Annotated in this window: 18 protein-coding genes and 1 pseudogene; 13 read left to right on the forward strand and 6 right to left on the reverse strand. The window is 56.5% G+C overall.

The window, feature by feature from the left end; genetic code table 11:
* Positions 1-159 precede the first annotated feature (159 nt).
* Complete coding sequence (locus LOY38_RS18200) at positions 160-1,731, reverse strand: GGDEF domain-containing protein (protein ID WP_258696414.1); 1,572 nt, start codon at positions 1,729-1,731, stop codon at positions 160-162.
* A gap of 398 nt (positions 1,732-2,129) precedes the next feature.
* Between LOY38_RS18200 and LOY38_RS18205 the strand changes: the two genes are divergently transcribed.
* The gene (locus LOY38_RS18205; RefSeq protein ID WP_258696415.1) at positions 2,130-2,612 is read left to right on the forward strand and encodes a hypothetical protein; all 483 of its coding nucleotides are present in this window, start codon (positions 2,130-2,132) and stop codon (positions 2,610-2,612) included.
* Positions 2,613-2,615: 3 nt separating this feature from the next.
* Here the strand turns inward: LOY38_RS18205 and LOY38_RS18210 are convergent, their stop codons facing one another.
* On the reverse strand, positions 2,616-4,364 hold the full coding sequence (locus LOY38_RS18210) for a murein L,D-transpeptidase (RefSeq protein ID WP_258696416.1): 1,749 nt from the start codon (positions 4,362-4,364) through the stop codon (positions 2,616-2,618).
* 81 nt (positions 4,365-4,445) lie between these two features.
* Between LOY38_RS18210 and LOY38_RS18215 the strand changes: the two genes are divergently transcribed.
* From LOY38_RS18215 to LOY38_RS18260, 10 genes are all read left to right on the forward strand, one after another.
* The gene (locus tag LOY38_RS18215; RefSeq protein WP_258696417.1) at positions 4,446-5,153 is read left to right on the forward strand and encodes a murein L,D-transpeptidase catalytic domain family protein; all 708 of its coding nucleotides are present in this window, start codon (positions 4,446-4,448) and stop codon (positions 5,151-5,153) included.
* A 147-nt stretch (positions 5,154-5,300) separates the two neighbouring features.
* The gene (locus LOY38_RS18220; protein WP_258696418.1) at positions 5,301-7,085 is read left to right on the forward strand and encodes a copper resistance system multicopper oxidase; all 1,785 of its coding nucleotides are present in this window, start codon (positions 5,301-5,303) and stop codon (positions 7,083-7,085) included.
* Positions 7,086-7,095: 10 nt separating this feature from the next.
* Positions 7,096-7,983: a copper resistance protein B gene (locus LOY38_RS18225; protein ID WP_258696419.1), complete on the forward strand. Its 888-nt coding sequence runs from the start codon at positions 7,096-7,098 to the stop codon at positions 7,981-7,983.
* Positions 7,984-8,037: 54 nt separating this feature from the next.
* Positions 8,038-8,421: a copper homeostasis periplasmic binding protein CopC gene (gene copC / locus LOY38_RS18230; protein WP_258696420.1), complete on the forward strand. Its 384-nt coding sequence runs from the start codon at positions 8,038-8,040 to the stop codon at positions 8,419-8,421.
* Between the two features lie 3 nt (positions 8,422-8,424).
* Complete coding sequence (gene copD, locus LOY38_RS18235) at positions 8,425-9,348, forward strand: copper homeostasis membrane protein CopD (protein WP_258696421.1); 924 nt, start codon at positions 8,425-8,427, stop codon at positions 9,346-9,348.
* A gap of 158 nt (positions 9,349-9,506) precedes the next feature.
* Complete coding sequence (locus LOY38_RS18240; RefSeq protein ID WP_038980048.1) at positions 9,507-9,848, forward strand: hypothetical protein; 342 nt, start codon at positions 9,507-9,509, stop codon at positions 9,846-9,848.
* A gap of 305 nt (positions 9,849-10,153) precedes the next feature.
* Positions 10,154-10,564: a hypothetical protein gene (locus tag LOY38_RS18245; protein WP_258696422.1), complete on the forward strand. Its 411-nt coding sequence runs from the start codon at positions 10,154-10,156 to the stop codon at positions 10,562-10,564.
* A 93-nt stretch (positions 10,565-10,657) separates the two neighbouring features.
* Positions 10,658-10,864: a DUF2933 domain-containing protein gene (locus LOY38_RS18250; protein WP_258696423.1), complete on the forward strand. Its 207-nt coding sequence runs from the start codon at positions 10,658-10,660 to the stop codon at positions 10,862-10,864.
* 90 nt (positions 10,865-10,954) lie between these two features.
* Positions 10,955-13,036 (forward strand): copper-translocating P-type ATPase, encoded by a 2,082-nt coding sequence (locus LOY38_RS18255; protein ID WP_258700750.1) that lies wholly within the window; start codon positions 10,955-10,957, stop codon positions 13,034-13,036.
* 112 nt (positions 13,037-13,148) lie between these two features.
* Positions 13,149-13,940 carry a transporter substrate-binding domain-containing protein gene (locus tag LOY38_RS18260; RefSeq protein ID WP_258696424.1) on the forward strand — a complete coding sequence of 264 codons (792 nt, stop codon included), beginning with the start codon at positions 13,149-13,151 and terminating at the stop codon, positions 13,938-13,940.
* A gap of 127 nt (positions 13,941-14,067) precedes the next feature.
* Here LOY38_RS18260 and LOY38_RS18265 read toward each other — a convergent pair whose 3' ends face one another.
* The gene (locus LOY38_RS18265) at positions 14,068-14,265 is read right to left on the reverse strand and encodes a hypothetical protein (protein WP_258696425.1); all 198 of its coding nucleotides are present in this window, start codon (positions 14,263-14,265) and stop codon (positions 14,068-14,070) included.
* A 525-nt stretch (positions 14,266-14,790) separates the two neighbouring features.
* Between LOY38_RS18265 and LOY38_RS18270 the strand changes: the two genes are divergently transcribed.
* The gene (locus LOY38_RS18270; RefSeq protein WP_258696426.1) at positions 14,791-15,249 is read left to right on the forward strand and encodes a hemerythrin domain-containing protein; all 459 of its coding nucleotides are present in this window, start codon (positions 14,791-14,793) and stop codon (positions 15,247-15,249) included.
* A 142-nt stretch (positions 15,250-15,391) separates the two neighbouring features.
* Here the strand turns inward: LOY38_RS18270 and LOY38_RS18275 are convergent.
* Positions 15,392-16,169, reverse strand: a pseudogene (locus tag LOY38_RS18275) (IS4 family transposase); the annotation flags it as partial.
* A 182-nt stretch (positions 16,170-16,351) separates the two neighbouring features.
* Positions 16,352-16,915: a hypothetical protein gene (locus LOY38_RS18280; protein WP_258696427.1), complete on the reverse strand. Its 564-nt coding sequence runs from the start codon at positions 16,913-16,915 to the stop codon at positions 16,352-16,354.
* Between the two features lie 343 nt (positions 16,916-17,258).
* On the opposite strand from LOY38_RS18280, the gene LOY38_RS18285 reads away from it, so the two are divergent.
* Positions 17,259-18,439 (forward strand): IS3 family transposase gene (locus tag LOY38_RS18285; protein ID WP_258696059.1). Its coding sequence is split into 2 segments (ribosomal slippage): positions 17,259-17,523 and positions 17,523-18,439, totalling 1,182 coding nucleotides; the frame shifts between segments, so codons are not numbered across the junction.
* Between the two features lie 569 nt (positions 18,440-19,008).
* On the opposite strand, the gene LOY38_RS18290 is transcribed toward LOY38_RS18285, so the two are convergent.
* Positions 19,009-19,719: a hypothetical protein gene (locus tag LOY38_RS18290; RefSeq protein WP_258696428.1), complete on the reverse strand. Its 711-nt coding sequence runs from the start codon at positions 19,717-19,719 to the stop codon at positions 19,009-19,011.
* Positions 19,720-19,733 lie beyond the last annotated feature (14 nt).

The following is a 19,733-nucleotide window of genomic DNA, read 5'->3' on the forward strand; positions in this document are numbered from 1 at the left end:
GATCAGGTGAGACCGGCGAGGCCTGGTCTGTCGTGCATGACCGCCAGGCTCTCCACTGACCATAGCAGTCATGCTCGATCATCGCCCCTGGATAATACAAGTCATTGCCACACTTGAAGAAGTGATCAGAGGGCCATTGCCAATCGACGGCCGCAAGCTTCATCGATCCGAACGCATCAGTGCCTCGACGCCCCCTTCCATCGACAACACCGCCGCGCGATTGCGCCCCGAGTGCTTGGCTTGATACAGCGCCGCATCCGCGCGCTCGATGAACATATTGGTGCTGTCGTGCCCCGTCGGCACAAACGAATAACAGCCAAGACTGATCGTCACGTAGCCCGTGGGCGAGCCGCTGTGGATGATGTTCTTGTCCATGACGCTGCGGCGGATCTGTTCGGCGATTGTCAGCGCACCATGGATGTCGGTGTCCGGCAGCAGCACCGCGAACTCTTCACCGCCATAGCGCACCGCCAGATCGGCTTTGCGGTGACAGCAGCTCTTGAGTGCCCGCGCCACTTCGGTCAGGCAATGGTCCCCGGCCACATGGCCGTAGGTGTCGTTGTAGCGTTTGAAGTAATCGATATCGAGCATGATCAGGCTCAGCGGGCTCGACCGCCGGGCACCGCGCCCGAACTCGACCTCCAGCGCCCGCTCGAACAATCGACGGTTGGCCAGACCGGTCAGGCTGTCGTGGGTGGCGATCAATTCGAGCGTTTTCTGTGCCTTGCGCAAATCCGCCTCGATGCGCTCACCCGCACGCACCTGATGAATGAACACCCAACCGAACAACCCCACACCGAGGACGACCAGAGCGACAATGAGACTGGATTGAATCGCCGTGTCATACCAGTCCTTGAGGATCGCGTCCCTGGACGACGCCGCTGCGACCACCAGAGGATAGGCTTCGAGCTGATGATAGCCATACAGCCGGACGATGCCATCCACCACTGAGTCGATCATGGCGTTACCGGAAGTCGCGTGGGGCAAGAGCATTTGAAAGATCTCCCCTTGAGCCAGCGACGTGCCGATCTGCGACTCCACAAACGGCCGTCGCGCCAGCAGTGTTCCGTCAGTCGACGCCAAAAACATCGCACCGTTGCTATCGATGCTGAAGCTTTTGAAGAACTGATCGAAGTACGACATCTTGATCCCGGCCAGCAACATGCCCTGAAAATTGCCGTTCTTGTCGTTTATCCGTTTGGAGACAGGAATGATCCACTCACCATTCTCCCGACTGCGAATCGCCGGCCCAATGTGCGCCACGGAAGACGCGTTCTGCTGATGGAACTGGAAATACTCGCGGTCCGCCACACCTGGGCCACGGGGCAGATTCTTGAACGAAGTCACGACCCATTGCCCCTGCTTGTCGAACAGAAATATCCCGTGCAATTGATGCAGCGCCTGCACCCGCCGGGCGAAGGTTTTCTGCAAGCGTGGCGTCTGGGCAGCGTCGAAACCATCGGTCTGGATCCAGTCCACCAGACTGGTCAATACCAGATCGGCCTTCATGAACGTGTCTTCGGCCTGCTGCGCCATGGCCCGGGTCAGGTTCGACGACGACACCTCGGCCAACGCCAGGTCGTGCCGGCGCGACTGCTCCAGCTGCAGATACAGCAGACCACAGAGACAGAGGCACACCGTCGCAATAAACAGCACCGCCGCCTTGAGCAAAGGCAGCCGCTTCAAGGCACCGCCGGGCACGTGGTGCGGATCGTGAATGGGGATAGGCAAAAGTGAGTCCTGAAAGGGTAAGGCATGGGCAACGGCCCAAAACCCTTAATTTTTGTGAGCTTAGTCTAATGGGTTGTGCGGGGTAAACGGAGGATTGGGGGATCAGTGGTCGTGACGCCATGCCTTTTAGCGACTCAATGAAAATCGCTGCATCGATGGGGACTCAATCGACCTGGGGAATTGAGTCTGTCCGCTGGCTTTGGGTCGTGCAAAAAGCAGCCCCCCTAAAGGCGCGGAACCTGTGGGAGCGGGCTTGCTCGCTCCCACATGGATTGCGCTGAAGTGACGGGCATTAACCTCCGATGTTTCACGCCAGTGTTTCAACCCCATGACGCAAAGCAAAACCCGCATGACGCTGAAAGAGCTACGATTAACTGACACCACGACAGGAAATCGAAATGAGTAAAGCAGACGAGCTCGCCGCGAAGCTGAAACAATCCTGGCAAACCAGTGCCGACGCGACCTTCGCCGATCAGGCCATCGACAGCTGGCCCGCCCAGGTCTACGAGCTGTATCACCAGATCGAAACCTGGTTGCAGCCACTGATCGAAGTGGGCCTGAAGTTGCGACGCAATTCCACTCACGTGTTCGAGAGCGCTCCGGACGGTGCGACCTACGATTACGCCATCGACCAACTGCTGATCGAAGGCAACCACCACAGCATCACCTTCGATCCTGTCGCTCGCTTCACCGCCGACGGTGCCGGGCGGATCGAAATCCACGCGACAGGCAAGGAACTCGCCCTGTTACGCACCGTGAACGAACACGGCGAGACACAGTGGTGGCTTCAGGCAATCGAGCAATCCGGACAACAACCGGATGCGATAGCACTGACGGAACACAATTTGCTGCTGGCTGTGCAAGAAGGCTTGGGGCTTTAAGGCCTACAACTTACTCTGCTCCGCTGCCACCGAGGGAGGCGCCGCTCGCCTCCCGTCCAGCGCCGGCCGCTCCGAAGGCCGATTCAACGCCCGCAATACCGGGGAATCGTACCCATACACATCGGGCTTGAATGTCACGCGCCCATCAAGACTCAGGTCCACCGTCCAGTAGGCCAACAGCACCGGCACTTTCACCGGGAGTCTGATGTTCTCTGTCTTGCCGCTGGCTAACTGCTTTTGAATCCCTTCGCTGTTCCAGTGAACCGGATCGTTGAACAACAGCTCCACCAATTGCAGCGGGTTTTCTACCCGAATACAGCCGGAGCTGGTCGCGCGATTGGATTTCGCGAACAGCTCACGATGCGGCGTGTCGTGCAGATAAATCGAATACTCATTGGGAAAACGAATCACCACCTGCCCCAGCGAGTTATCCGACCCCGCATCCTGACGCAGGGTAAGGCCGCGCGGGTTGTCCCAATCGACAGTCGACGGATCGAGCACATTGCCATCTCGATCGATCACGCGAATCCGGCTTGCCTCAAGGTAGCCAGGATTGTTGCGAATCTTCGGCAGCATGTCCTTGAGCAGAATCGTCGGTGGCACGGTCCAGGTGGGATTGAATGTGATGTAGGTGATCGCGGATTGAAAAATCGGCGTGCTGCGAAACGGCTTACCGACCTGCACCCGTGAGCGCCAGATCGGTTTGCCATCGCGATAGAACGCGACTTTGTACCCGGCGATATCGACAACAACGAAGGTGCCTTGAAGTTTGTACAGCAGCCATCGAGCTCGCTCCATGTTCACGCGAACCTGGTCGATGCGTGCCTCGACCGACACATTCAGTTCCGCGAGTGTCGCTGGCCCCGCGACACCGTCCGCCCCAAGGTATTGCTCGGCTTGATACTTTTTCACCGCCGCGGTGACGGCGTCGTCGTAGTCGGTACGAGCAGTCGCTTGCGCGAGATAACCGCCCGCCGCCAGACGGGCTCGCAACTGCGCGACCGAGGCGTCGTCCATGCCGGGCCTGAGCGTTTGCCCTTCCGGGATCCTTGGCCAACCGCCCCTGTCGCGAACCTTGCGCAGTTGCGCCAGGCCCTGTCGCAAGGTGCCGTAAACCGCTTCTTGAGGCGGCGCCTGAGCGAAGGCGCGCGCAATGTCATGGCTGTCGAGGGCGGCTAAAAATTTGTTGACGTCCTCCCGAGGATCGACGCCAACGGGATCGAAGTTCCAGTGGATGTCCAGCCGCGAAGGGTCGACCTTGCCGCGCCGCAACTGCAGCAGCGCCGTGATGAACGTCTGGGTGGCGGAGATATCAAAAGCTGCCCGTTGCCCGGGGGTTGGGGTGGTTGTCTGCATCAACGCGTGGGCCTCGGCCAACTCGGCGATCCGGAAATCCGCGGGGTTCAGACCATCGGTCTGGGTATCGCCCAAGCTTTTCAATAACAGGGCGACATCGTCATCGTCCATCCAGGCGGCGCGATAGCCACGATGACTATAGAAATCCATCACCACTCGGTTCACATCAACGCGCTGATGGCCCGGTGACGTGAGCAGCGGCGGAAACGCCGAACTCAATGGCGCCAATTCAGCCTGAATCGCTTGGCCGACATAATCGCCGGGTGCCGCTTCAGCCGCAGCGCTAACGGGAGATACCGGCTCAATCGGCGAAGTTTGTGCGATCGCCGTGCCGCTTATCAGAAAGCCCATAAAAAAGATGCGGCTTATGACGAATAACCTTGTTAACTGCCCCATGGATAATCCTTAATCTCCCGTTTTCAACCGGCTAGCGTCGTGCGCGCTGCTAGACTCGAAATATTCAGATGAGACTTGCATATGGCCCCACACCGCTTTGGCTGCTTAATGACGGCCCTGCTGCTGACTGCATTTTTTACATTACCGGCAGCCTACGCCGATTCGCTTGAAGCTGCCTTGGTCAAAGCGGCCCCTGATGCCAACGCCAAGGTCATTGCCCTGGCCGTACGCGCCTTCCAATGCAGCCGAGCCCAAGACGCGGTCCCGGTGCAGAGACTCGCGGTGATCGATTATTCCCTGCCCTCGACCGTGCAACGTCTTTGGGTATTCGACCTTAAACAACGCAAATTGTTGTTCCATGAACTGGTCGCCCATGGCCGCAACAGCGGCGAGAACATGGCCAGCCAGTTCTCCAATCAGAATGCCAGCTACGCCACCAGCCTGGGTTTGTACCGCACCCAATCCAGCTACGTCGGGCAGAACGGTTATTCCCTGCGCATGGAAGGTCTGGAACCGGGTTTCAACGACAACGCTTTTGAGCGAGCGATCGTCATTCACGGCGCGCCTTACGTCAGCCCAGACCTGGCGCGGGCCAATGGCCGGATCGGCAGAAGTCTCGGTTGCCCGGCCGTGAGGCCTGCGATTGCACATCGACTGATCGACTCGATGAAGGATGGGCAGTTGTTATTTTCTTACTATCCGGATCAGCGTTGGTTGAAGTCTTCTTCATATATCAATTGCGGTAATGCCACCGTGGCGGATTCGTCCAGGTCCAACAGCAGTCCTTGAACATCGTGTGAAACTGTCAAAACTGTAATCTTGGCCTCAGCCTGCTGAAAGGCGCCGCCCGTTAGCCTTCTCCTCATCAAGCTCTCTGCCCTCCGCTCAGGATGGACCTGAGGGCTTCATCAAGCTGACCGGACGGGATAAAACGGCATGCATTCCAACACCTCAAGACGCACCTTCGTGAAGGGCCTGGCCGCTGGCGGGGTGCTCGCTGGCCTCGGACTGTGGCGCACGCCGGTCTGGGCGGTCACCAGCCCCGGCGAACCGAATGTGCTGGCCGGTACCGACTTCGACCTGTTCATCGGCGAAACCCCGGTCAACATCACCGGCAACCCTCGAACCGCGATGACCATCAACGGCGGCATTCCCGGCCCTCTGTTGCGCTGGCGTGAAGGTGACACCGTCACGCTGCGGGTGAAGAACAAACTCAAGGACAGCACCTCCATTCACTGGCACGGCATTTTGCTGCCGGCCAACATGGACGGCGTGCCGGGTTTGAGCTTTCACGGCATTGAACCGGGCGGAATGTACGTCTACCAGTTCAAAGTCCGGCAGAACGGCACTTACTGGTACCACAGCCATTCGGGCTTTCAGGAACAGTCCGGGGTTTACGGGCCGTTGGTAATTGATGCCAAGGACCCGGAGCCTTTCCAGTACGACCGCGATTACGTGGTGATGCTCACCGACTGGACCGACGAAGACGCAGTCGGCCTGATGAAGAAACTCAAGAAACAATCGGACTACTACAACTACAACAAACGGACGGTGGGGGACTTCATCCACGACGTCAGCGAGAAAGGTTGGGGCTCGACAGTCGCCGATCGCAAGATGTGGGCCGAGATGAAGATGAACCCTACCGATCTGGCCGACGTCAGCGGCGCCACCTACACCTACTTGATGAACGGCCTGGCGCCGAACATGAACTGGACGGGTCTGTTTCGGCCGGGCGAAAAGTTGCGATTGCGCTTTATCAACGGCTCGTCGATGACCTACTTCGACGTGCGTATTCCGGGCTTGAAAATGACCGTGGTCGCGGCGGATGGCCTGCACGTCAAACCGGTGAGCGTCGACGAATTCCGCATCGCGGTGGCGGAGACGTTCGATGTGATCGTCGAGCCGACCCAGGACGCCTACACCCTGTTCGCGCAATCGATGGATCGAACGGGTTATGCGCGAGGCACCCTGGCGGCGAAGGCCGGGTTGTCGGCGCCGGTTCCAGCGCTGGATCCGCGACCGCTGGTGACCATGGATGACATGGGCATGGGCGGCATGGATCACGGCAGCATGGGCGGCGACATGGCGGGGATGGATCACGGTGCCATGCAAGGCATGGACGGAGGCGACATGCAGGGCATGGACAGCATGACCGGAATGGATCACAGCAGCATGGCCATGGGTGGCATGGCCGGTATGCAATCCCATCCCGACACGGAAAAAGACAACCCGCTGGTGGACATGCAAGCCATGAGCACCGTGCCAAAACTCGACGACCCGGGCATCGGCCTGCGCGACAACGGCCGCCGTGTACTGACCTACTCCGACCTGCGCAGCACCTTCGAGGACCCGGACGGCCGCGAGCCCGGCCGCACCATCGAACTCCACCTCACCGGCCACATGGAGAAGTTCGCCTGGTCGTTCAACGGCGTGAAGTTCTCCGACGCCGAACCGCTGCGACTCAAGTATGGCGAGCGGGTTCGGGTGGTGCTGGTCAACGACACGATGATGACTCACCCCATTCATTTACACGGCATGTGGAGCGACCTCGAAGACGAGAACGGCCAGTTCATGGTGCGCAAACACACCATCGACATGCCACCGGGATCAAAGCGCAGCTATCGGGTCACCGCCGATGCGCTCGGCCGCTGGGCCTACCACTGCCATCTCCTGTACCACATGGAAATGGGCATGTTCCGTGAAGTTCGCGTGGAAGAATAAGGCGCTCCCCATGACCAGACTCACTCCGTTCTCTTTGGCCCTCGTTACCGTGGGCCTGACGCTCTCTTCGGCCATGGCCGCCACCGACGACATGCAGGGCATGGACCATAGCCAGATGCCAGGCATGGATCACAGCCAAATGCAGAGCATGGACGATGGGCAAATGCAGCCCGCCGCGCCGACCCAAAGCCGCACGCCGATCCCGACATTGACCGACGCCGACCGCGCCGCCGTATTCGTCAGCCCCGCCGGCCATGACATGCACGACAATGCGCTCAACTATTACTTCCTCGCCGATAAACTCGAATGGCAGGACGCCGACGACGGCAGCGCATTGGCGTGGGATTTGTCCGGCTGGATCGGCGGCGACATCGATCGCCTGTGGTTGCGCTCCGAAGGCGAACGCGTCAACGGCAAAACCGAAGACGCCGAAGTCCAGGCCCTGTGGGGTCATGCCATCTCCCCGTGGTGGGACGTGGTGACTGGCGTGCGCCAGGATTTCAAACCCGGCGACCCGCAAACCTGGGCCGCGTTCGGCGTGCAAGGCATGGCCCTGTACAACTTCGAAACCGAGGCCACCGCGTTCATCGGCGAAGGCGGCCAGACCGCTGCACGGCTGGAAGGCGACTACAACATCCTGCTCACCAACCGGCTGATTTTGCAGCCGACCGCCGAGCTCAACGTCTACGGCAAAAACGACCCGCAACGGGGCATCGGCTCCGGGCTGTCCAACACCGAAGCCGGCCTGCGGCTGCGCTATGAAATCCGCCGGGAGTTCGCGCCCTACATCGGCGTGACCTGGAACCGCACCTACGGCAAAACCGCCGACTACGCCAGGGACGAAGGCGAGGACCGCAGCGAAGCCCGCCTGGTCCTCGGCGTTCGGCTGTGGTTCTAAACGCTTCAACTCAAAACCTAAAAACCAACCGCTTGAAGCGGTAAGAGGCCTTGCATGCGCATCATCAAAACCACTGCTGTCGTCATCGCACTTTCCACCGGGCTGCTCATGAGCGCACTGGCTCAAGCCCACCCGAAACTGCTCTCCTCCACCCCGACCGAAGGCTCGGATGGTGCGGCGCCGAGTAATATCGAACTGCACTTCTCCGAAAACCTCATGACCCAATTCTCCGGCGCCAAACTGGTCATGACCGAAATGCCCGGCATGGCCCACTCCCCCATGCCCATGAAAGCCAAAGTCTCCGGTGGCAGTGACCCGAAAACCATGGTCATCACCCCGCTCTCGCCCCTGCCCACCGGCAGCTACAAAGTCGAATGGCGCGCCGTGTCTTCGGACACTCACCCGATCACCGGTAATGTTACGTTCAAAGTGAAGTGATTGATGAGCGACTCGGTCGGCATTGCCCTGCGGTTTGCGTTGTATGTGGATTTGATGCTGTTGTTTGGAGTGGCGCTTTTTGGGCTGTACAGCCTTAAAGGGCAGGAACGGGTGTCGGGAGCAGTGTTGCCGTTCCGGTCGATATTGGCGGGAACGGCGGTGCTTGGCACGGTGTTGTCCGTCGCCAGCATGGTGATGATGGTGAGCGCCATGAGCGGGGAATCGGACTTTGCCGAGTTGCGTCCGCACATCGAGATGATGGTGTTGGAGACGGACGTCGGGTTGGCCTGGACGGTTCGCATCGTTGCGCTGGTTGTCGCTGGTTTAGCGGTGATGCTCCGTGCGCCGGGTGTCGGCTTGTTGGTCGCCGTTTTTGCCGGCGGCATCGCCCTCTCCAGCCTGGCCTGGAGCGGGCATGGGGCGATGGATGAAGGCAGTCGTCGTTATTGGCATTTCGCAGTGGATATTCTGCATCTGCTGGCGGCGGGGGCTTGGCTTGGGGCGTTGATGGCGTTTGCGTTGATGGCGAAAATCAACGCCCTACAAACTGAAGTGCGCCTCCGGTTGTTGGTCCGCGCTGTTAATCGGTTTGAGGTTGTTGGCGCGGCCATCGTATTGGTGATCACGGTAACGGGGGTTGTGAATTATCTGTTCATCGTTGGGCCGAAGCTCGATGAGGTGTTTCTCAGCACTTACGGGATTTTGCTGTTTATCAAAGTGATGCTGTTTGCCGGCATGCTGGTGCTCGCCGCGTTGAACCGGTTTCACCTTGGGCCGTTTTTGCAGCGATCGTTGCGGGACGGGCAATACGCGGTCGCCGCCAATGCGCTGCGGCGCAGCGTGGTAGTGGAGCTGGCAGCGGCGGTGTTGATTGTGGGGTTGGTGGCTTGGCTGGGGACGTTGAGTCCGGAGATGGACGCACTGTAGAGAATGTATATCTGCAACATCCGATGACCGGCCAGGCAGTCGGTGGACAGGAAGAGGGTCCTTTACTAGCGTCTAACCACACCAGATTTCAAGCCAAAGGGTTCAACACCCAAGCGCCAAGGTGAAAAAGCGGCGCAATTATCGAAAGGAGTTCGAAAATGGCTGAAGTAATGAAAGTAGTGGATGTCGACTTAAAAATACTTAAATCAAACCCACCGCAGCTACACATATCGGCAATTGGCTTGGTGAATTCTGGTGGATGGACAAACCCGAGACTGGAGCCACGGGTTTATATCCAGTTCCCGCCTGACGGCATTCAAGACTTCGATTTTGTTGCTGATCCGCCCCAAGGGGCTGCTATACAGGTCATCCTTCCCATTGACGCATCAAAACTTTGGAAAGAGCCGCCACTCGATAAACTCAAGGGAGTAAGAGTCCACTCTGCCAGCAACTCGATTGAAGCGCATCTTAAGAGTTCGAAGTCCGTGGCTTGTGGATAAACAACTCATGTGAAGGGATACGTGTCGGGCCTTGCCTGACACGTATCGCGCATTGGAATGATCGGGATGCTGGGACACTGGAGAAGCGCTTTCACTCCACTGATTCCCGCTTGCCCCCCTCCATCACAAAAGCCTGATAACCATAAAAAGCACAATGATGCTCTGTGGGCGTCGTTTGATATGGATCAACAACGCCCTCCAATCGTGGCGTAAGTTCAAGATCACTCCCTCTAACGGGAACACGACATACTCTGGTTCGCAGCCATCCGACGCTGCCGATCCGCGCTATCACTGTGGAGATCGCCATGCACATCTACATCAAACCCCTCCTGGCCGCTCTGCTCATGAGCGGCCCATTGCTGGCACTGGCTACCGAATACCCCGAAACGGCGCCCGCCGCCCCCGCCAGTGACGCAGCCCAAACCATGCCCATGCAAGACAAGGCCATGAGCGAACAGATGAAGAAAATGCAGGCAGCTCACGACAAAATGATCGCCGCCAAAACTCCGGTCGAACGCCGGGCGGCGATGCAGGAAGCCATGACTACGATGAGAAACAGCCTCGGCATGATGCATGACCATTGCCCAGGTATGGGTATGGGGATGGGCAAAGGCATGACCGGCGGCAAGAACGGCTCGGATACAGCGATGATGGACATGATGATGAAAATGATGGATCAACAATCCAGCATGATGAAGATGCCGATGGGTCAATAAACATCACGCCATAGCCCCCCGTCGCGGAGGTTCGCACTGGCCGGCATGGCAGGACGCCCCCCAGGACACTTACCTCAGAACGGAGCTAGTCACATGAACCATTCATCGCCCTCGACGCCGCCAGCCCCCTCTTTCTGGCGCAGCAAACCCGGCATCGCGCTGGGCATGCTGCTGGTGATCGGGATGTTCTACCTGGCTCGTGAGCACTACGGCCATATCTACCCGATTCTGCCCTACCTGATTCTATTGCTGTGCCCGCTGATGCACCTGTTCGGGCATCACCACGGCGGCAGACACTGACCCATGCATCGCCATCTGGATCACCTCAAATCACCTGCTTTGGCGCAGCAGGCAGCGGAGCCGACGACCGAAAAAGAGTACACCTGCCCCATGCACCCGGAAATACGCCAGCGCGGTCCGGGGACATGCCCCAAGTGCGGCATGACCCTTGAGCCGGTGTTGCCCGAACTGGAGGAGTCGGACAACCCTGAGCTCGCGGACTTTTCCCGGCGCTTCTGGTGGACCCTGCCGCTGACCCTGGCAGTGACCGCGCTGGCGATGGGCAGCCATGGCTTGAGCCTGTTTCACGGCGCCACACAGAACGCGGTCGAACTGGTGCTCGCCACGCCCGTCGTGCTTTGGGCCGGCTGGCCGTTCTATGTGCGTGGCGCGCGCTCCGTCATCCAGCGCAGCCCCAACATGTGGACGCTGATCGGCCTGGGCACTGCGGCAGCCTTCCTCTACAGCCTTGCCGCCACCCTGACACCCGGCCTGTTTCCAGCCACCTTCATGATGGACGGCCGGGTTGGCGTGTACTACGAAGCAGCGGCGGTAATTATTTCCCTGACGCTGCTCGGACAGATGCTGGAACTCAAGGCGCGCTCGCAAACCTCGGCCGCGATCAAATCACTGCTCGGCCTGACGCCCAAGACCGCGCGCCGGATCAACGCCGACGGCAGCGAAGCAGACATTGCACTGAGCCATGTGCACAGCGGCGACACCTTGCGCGTGCGCCCCGGCGAGAAAGTCCCGGTCGACGGTGTGGTGCTGCAGGGCGAAAGCGCGGTGGACGAGTCCATGCTCACAGGCGAGCCGGTCCCCGTGATGAAACGGCCTGGGGACGGGCTGATCGGCGCCACCCTCAATACCCACGGCAGCCTGGTGATGCAGGCGCAGAAAGTGGGCCAAGCGACCGTGCTCGCGCAAATTGTGCAGATGGTGGTCCAGGCACAACGCTCCAAGGCCCCGATGCAACGGCTGGCAGACGTGATTGCCGGCTACTTCGTCATGGTAGTGATCGCCATTGCCGCGCTGACTTTTGTCGGATGGGGGTTGTGGGGGCCGCAACCTAGCTGGGTGTTCGGCCTCATCAATGCAGTGGCCGTGCTGATCATCGCCTGCCCGTGTGCCCTCGGTCTGGCCACACCCATGTCGGTAATGGTCGCCACCGGCAAGGCGGCCGGCAGCGGCGTGCTCTTCCGGGATGCGGCGGCGATCGAGAACCTGCGCAAGATCGACATCCTGATCGTGGACAAGACCGGCACCCTCACCGAAGGTCGTCCGGCGTTCCACAGCGTCGAACCTGCGCCCGGTTACAATGCTGACGAGGTACTGCGCCTGGCCGCCAGCCTTGACCAGGGCAGCGAACACCCGTTGGCCCATGCCATCGTCGAACGTGCTCGCGCCAATGGCTTGGTGTTGAGCACACCGCAGACGTTCGAGTCGGCGTCAGGGATCGGCGTGCGCGGCCAGGTCGACGGGCACAGTGTTCAACTGGGCAACACCGCACTGATGGCGGAAGCCGGCATCGCCCTGGAAACCCTGCAACCCCACGCCGAGCAACTGCGCAGCGACGGAACCAGCATCATGTACCTGGGCGTGGATGGCGTGCTCGCGGGGTTACTCGCCGTCGCCGACCCGATCAAACCCACCACCCGGCTGGCCGTAGAGTGTCTACAGGCCAATGGTGTGCAGGTGATTATGGCAACCGGAGACGGCCTCACTACCGCCCGCGCCGTCGCCCGCCAACTGGGTATCGAAGACGTCCATGGCGAGGTCAAGCCGCAGGACAAGGAGCGCCTGGTCGCCGGATTGCAGGAACGCGGGCACCGTGTGGCAATGGCCGGCGACGGCATCAACGACGCCCCGGCCCTGGCCCGTGCCGACGTCGGCATCGCTATGGGCACCGGCACCGATGTCGCCATGAACAGCGCTCAAGTCACCCTGGTCAAGGGCGACCTGCTCGGCATTCTGCATGCCCGCAAGCTGTCGGTGGCAACCGTGCGCAACATGCACCAGAACCTGGCTTTTGCCCTGGCCTACAACGCCATGGGCATCCCCCTCGCCGCCGGGTTGTTCTACCCATTGACCGGGCACCTGTTGTCCCCGTTGGTGGCTGCACTGGCCATGAGCGTGAGCTCTGCCTCGGTGGTGTTCAACGCCTTGCGCCTGCGCCGAGCCGCGATTGACTGAGCACATTGAACCAGAGCCGGGGAGCATCACATTCAGCGTGGATGACAGCCAAGAAGCGCTTTCACTACACTGATCCCGCCTTGCCCTACTCCATCACAAAAGCCCGAAAACAATGAAAACCATAAAAAGCACAATGCTGCTCGGTAGCCTGCTGGCTCTATCCTGCGGCGCTCAGGCAGAACAGAGCCCTTCGCACCTGGACACCGTCCTGCAACAAGGCCAACTTCGCGTTTGCACCACAGGCGACTACAAACCCTATACCTTCAAAGGTGAAGACGGCGAATACTCGGGAATCGATATCGCCATGGCCCGCTCACTGGCCGACAGCCTGGGCGCGAAGGTTGAGTGGGTCCAGACCACCTGGAAAACCCTGATGCCCGACATGCTCGCGGGCAAATGCGACATCGGTGTCGGCGGCATCTCCGTCACCCTGGAACGCCAGAAAAAAGCCTTCTTCAGCACCACGCTGGATGTCGACGGCAAAATCCCGCTGGTGCGCTGCGAAGATCAGGCGCAATACCAGACCATAGAACAAATCAACCAGCCTTCGGTTCGCCTGGTCGAACCAGCCGGCGGCACCAACGAGGCTTTCGTTCACGCCTTCCTGCCCAAAGCGCAACTGCAGCTTCACGACAACGTGACCATCTTCCAGGAACTGCTGGACAAGAAAGCTGACGTGATGATTACCGATGCGTCGGAAGCGCTGTATCAGCAGAAACTCAAACCGGGTTTGTGTGCGGTTAACCCGACGCAATTTATGCAGTATGGGGAGAAGGCTTACTTGCTGCCGCGTGATGACATTAGCTGGAAGTTGTATGTCGATCAGTGGCTGCACTTGGCCAAGGTGACGGGGAGTCACCAGAAAATTTTGGGGCAGTGGATCGCGACGCCAGAGGCTAAATAGCCCATTAGTTGCCGCTACACACTTCCTGTAGCAGCTGGCGAAGCCTGCGTCCGGCTGCGCAGCAGTCGTCGCGGAGCATCAGGCAGATCACGCAACGGCGAAAATACCCAAGCCGTTGCGTCATTCCTCAGTCGTGCAGCAAACCTGAGCTGTACTCATTAAAGCTGTTCCCGATCGCGCTCCCACCAACGTTCACCTTGTTGGCACCATGGCCATCGAATGATTGGCAGCCTTCTGAAAAACACGTGCTGGTGCTCACACCCGAACAGGCGCTCAAGAGCAAAGCACCGGTGATCAGCATGGCTTTGAAGAGGTTCGAGATCATTTTTCTGTTTCCTGTAGGGTGGAAGCATGGCGACAGGTGGTCATCCTATACCGCAAAATCGCCAAACTTGATAAAACATTGATGAGTGACAGCGTTGGTTCAGCATCCTTGTTTTTTCTGAAGCGACCCGCCTGTAGGACGCTCGTTTGTGTCCGCTCAATGGCGGCTTTGTGCGGGAGACCTTCGGGTCTGCCGGGTTCCCGGATTCCCGGTCTTGCAGACCCGCGCACAGCTGCCACCGCGTCGATTTGGGCGCTGCTTTTTCCTTCCGTTTTCGCTGGCGGAGATCCGGCAGATCAAATAGTGCATATAAACATACACTTGATATTTCAATTTTTTCCAAGGGCGGCAAATTTCCTGGGGTGAGAGCTTTTTGCTCGCCTATACTAAAAAGGTTAAATAGTGCAGGCGAATGCGTTTGACAAGATATTGAAATTATTGAACTTTAAAAGTTTAGGTATCCTTCGGAGTTACTGGTTAAAAACATCTTTCTGTGATGATTTGGCGTCGTGACGAGGATTTGATATGAACGTCTTGTTGAAAGAACTTCTGGCCTATCATCATGAAGTGGCTATGAAAATCACTCAGATCAAAGAGTTGCTGAGAAAGATGAGACATGAATCCGATGGGGCTGATGACTGTAAGCTGTTGTTCAAGATGCTGGAAGCCTTGCATGGTGATGCAGAGCGACACCACCATGAAAATGAAGAGCTTATTCGGCTGGCCTTGCTAGAAACTGAGGCGCCGATCCACCAACGGGTCAAGGATATCGAGCGAGATCATCAGGCATTTGGGCGCATTGCTGGACAGCTGAAGATGTTGGAGGACACAACTCAGGAAACGAGAGTAATTGCAGACACTATCGATGACTTCATTAAAAAATATTACGATCATATGGACGCTGAAGAAAATATTTTCTTTCCGGCGGCAGATAAGTGGCTGTCAGCCGACCAGTGGCAGGAAATCAAGAATCAATGGCATTAATTGGAGGTCGCCGTATACCTTCAAAATTTAGCTACTACTTAGTACTGACCTCGCTAAGTAATTAGGCGGACACCACGTATTAACTTACAGAGGTGTCCGTGTATCGGCGGCGCCTCATTGCAAGTCCCTTCGCTTTGGCGCCTGTTTCACGATTGGCCGATTGCCTGCTGAGTTTGTTTTGGGCGATTGAACCGGTGACACGCTGATGTTTGCGACCCTTTGCCGAAATGCCTGATGCAGTACAAATGGATGAAGTGCGGAGCGCTTTGGGTCATCTCGATCCGACCTAGTGATTTCGGTGAGGACGATGCCAGGGCATGGAGGTTTTTAACCGGTAGCCAAGTGTGTGCGTCGTTGCGGTAAAGGTCCCGGTTACGCACTCGCCCCACGTAATACCAGCCTTGCGCCTCGACGGCTTTGATCCATGGCCGGCGAAAACCTGTATCAGCTACAAGGATCGGAACACCGTCTTTGGGGAACATTTCGGCCAGCGTTTGCAGCAACCGTTTTTGATATTTCGGACAACCCTCGCGCTCATGAACGCTCTCGTAAATGGGGAACGAACGTCCTGCCAAAGGAATGGCCGCGCGCAACAAAAAGAACTCTCCAGCCGCATCGATCGGTGACCAATCGACCAGGATCAATGGATGTCTCAGCGACCCCAGCAAGGCTCGCAACATGACCCAGTAAAACAGCGAGCGCTCAGTTTGCAGATATCGATTACCCAGTAACCGATCGACTCGTTTGATGGCGTGTTTGGGGTAGGCCTTGCCTGACATGAATCGGCCAAGTCCCGTCAGAGTGAGCCGACGCCCTTGGAGTAATGCGCTGACACAACACATCAACGTTTTCAGACGACGAGAATGGACAGTGGGAAGTGCTTGGGCGAGCGCGCTGTGTAAGAATCGGATGGCCTGCATAAGATCGGGGTCTTGTTTTTGTGTGGTGCAATACAAGCTGCCGATCCATGCAGGTCTCTTCAACTCCTAACTTCTTGATTTATCGTAAGAAAAATCGGGGATTTCTCAGGGGCAGACTTCTTTTCTCAGCCATTTAAAAAATGGGACCAATCTATCTACTCACTACCTTTTACACGCGCCTCTCAGTGAATATCAAGCGAAAAAACCTGAAAATGAGTGTATGTATTCTCATACTCATGAACAATAAAGCTGGCCATTTCCGAGTGCAGGTCGACTTCTTCGTTATAGCTCCCGTTGTTGGCATCATAAAATCGTCCTGAACGACGATTATAGGCAACAACATGCCCTCTATCTCCAGCAACTAAAGGATTCTGTAACCACACAATACTTTCATCGTACAAGGCAAGAGTAAACGCGGCAAAAAGATTGCCAAACGATAGAGCACTGGCCGGCACAGGCACCACCTGGTTAATATTTGAATATAATGCTTGGGCCATCGCAACCAACGTTTGCAGCGTAATACCACCGCCAGCCATCATATTACCTGCATTTTGCATTTGATTTAATCGGTTGGCACTTCCAGGCCCATACGCAGCCAATGCACTATCTGCGACAGATTGAAACATTACATCTTCACAGTCGTTTGCTAACCAATGGATCGATAGGGAAAAACAAACACCCATATTATTCGGCGCAGGAAGCGGACCAATAAATAGCGCTTGGTTGCAGGGTTGAACCTCAATCATCTGATAGCTCCTTTATCATCAAGCATGCGTCCTGCTTTACATTACTGCTGCGCCTAAAGCTTCATTATCCAAATCAGAAAATGTCAATTTGACACCCTCAGTGCCTTGAGGCTAGTCAGAAACTCGGCATTTTCAAGATCATGCGAGAGCGAGGACAAAAAATATTTTTCGCCTATCCCAACGCAGTTCGATGGCCTTACAGCCCCCTCCTCCGCCCCAACACACATTCCTGATAAACTCCCACTCCTCGCCTCACACACCCAGATACCCAATGCCCCCTGCAGTGGTCTAATTTCCCCGGACACCTCGATAGGTGGAGAATGCATCTATCGAGGATTTTTTCATGACTGGCAAACGCAGAACATTCGACGACAGCTTCAAACTGCAAGTGGTAAAGATGATCAAGGACCAGGGACTGGCCGTTCCGCAGGTCTGCCGCGACCTGAATATTGGTGAGACCGCCGTCCGGCGCTGGGTGCAGCAGTACGAGGCTGAACAGCTGGGAGATGTCGGAATCGGCAAACCGTTGACTGCTGAGCAACAACGTATCCGGCAGTTGGAGCAGGAAAATCGCCAGCTCAAGATGGATAACGATGTATTAAAAAAGGCTACCGCCTTCTTTGCCCGCGAGCTGAAGTAACGTATCGCTTGGTTCGGCAGCTGCAACAGAAGGCTTATTCGGTGGCGCATGTCTGTCGGCTGCTGGGCATCAGTCGATCCGGGTTCTACGAAGCCAACAAACGTGCTGAAGTGCCAACATCAATTTGTCCCATGGCTCTGCAACTCAAGGCATCGTTTGCCGCAAGTGGCGGCTGTTATGGCAGTCGTCCGTTGCGTAAAGTGTTGCACGCCAAGGGCATGGAAATAGGCCTTTATAAAATTCGTCGCTTGATGCGTGCCAACGGTCTGCGTTCGGCTTGGAAGCGTAAGTTTGTGCATACGACAGATAGCAACCACGACCTGCCGATTGCTGAAAATGTATTGAATCGCCAATTTGAACCTGACGCAGTAAACAAAGCTTGGGTGGCAGACATTACCTACATCCGGACCCGAAGCGGCTGGTTATACCTGGCCGTGGTGCTGGACTTGTTCTCACGCAAGATAGTCGGCTGGTCCATGGCCCCGAACATGCCGGCTGAGCTGGTGTGTAGTGCAATGCAGCTGGCGATTGCTCAGCGTCAACCACCACCGGGTCTGGTCGCCCACTCGGATCGTGGCAGCCAATACGCGAGCGCAAGCTACAGAGCGCTGTTGGCAAGAAATGAAATGCAGCAAAGCATGAGCCGTAAAGGTAATTGCTGGGACAACTCAGTGATGGAGCGCTTCTTCCTGAGTTTGAAAATGGAGCGGGTATGGCGGCGTGATTACGCCAACCACGCCGAAGCGATACGTGACATCACTGAATACATCGTTGGGTTTTACAACAACGAGCGGCTGCACTCGAAACTGGGATATCTGCCACCGACCGTTTACGAACGGGCAATGGCGTCTAAACCTCCTATCGAGGTGTCCGGAATTAGTTGACCACTACAACGCAGTTCGATGGCCTTACAGCCCCCTCCTCCGCCCCAACACACATTCCTGATAAACTCCCACTCCTCGCCTCACACACCCAGATACCCAATGCCCCCATCATTTGCTCAAAACTCTGTGCCAGCCCTCTCCCGCCGCTTTAGCGTGGCGCCGATGATGGATTGGAACATCTAATCCTGAAGACCTTATAAATAAAGGCTTACAGCTAATCTGTTTTTTCAGCGTACCTCTTTCGTACCACCCTCTTATCCACGCCCCCACACATCCAGTCGCCATTAGCAAATCTTGTCGCCAGTGACTGTCGCTCCAATCCAGACAACACCGACACGACATTCATCTCGAACTCAAACACGAAAAGCTCCGCCACCTAGCTAAGGCGACGGAGCTTTGATGTGCGTCACTGAAAATGTAAAGGGACTACCCTTCCGATAACCCTATAGACCGCCATAGACCAATAACATCTAGACTTCCTCGCCTCTAGATTGGCTTGCGCCGGTCTATTGCGGCCTTTGATTTACCCTAAATCTGCCCTAGATTTTAGAAATTGATAGAGCTATATCTCAAATTGATAAATATTTATCAACCACATCCCATGTCTTCCTCAGGAGTTCCTCATATTTTTCAGCATCGATTAGCGACAAATTTCCATGCCGAGAATACTTCGCTAGTTCTGCGAACCATACGATCTGCTCTTTACTAAAACCGTTAGCATCCCTAAATGCAATCCACTTTCTCTCGTCATTTTCGGAAACACCGTTAACCGCGCAATAATGCTGCTTGAGCGACTCAATAGCCCGATAGCAATAAAATGCGGAATCCTCACGATAGCGCATGGCTGACGACAAATCGCTTAAGGCCCTATGAATAAGCGCTCCGTCCTGCCCAACTTGAAGAGCACGTATTTTTTGTATTGGAGCATCTAACTCAGCAATGTCACGTCGTCCGAACAAAACCGGATTTTCTATCCCATAGACGTAGTCAACCTCCCTTTCTTTATTGATCACTCTTGTCAATTGAAAATCTAAAGTACAACCCATCAAAAAAGAATAGACATGCAGCTGGTCAAACACCACGTAATTTGCGAAATTCTTTAAATCCACCACTGACAATTCCTTATCAGCTTCTAACCACAAAGCAACCTGATTACAAACTATCGAAACCTTAACCGAAAAAAATACCCCGCTTGATAAGTGCTGGCCTTTTAATCCCCATTCAGTATCAAACCTAGCGCGTTCCGGCAGTACTATTCCTTGTAGAAAGTAATTTTCCATAAACCTACCTGATA

The organism is Pseudomonas sp. B21-015 (assembly GCF_024749285.1).
In the GTDB taxonomy this organism is placed as follows: Bacteria; Pseudomonadota; Gammaproteobacteria; order Pseudomonadales; family Pseudomonadaceae; genus Aquipseudomonas.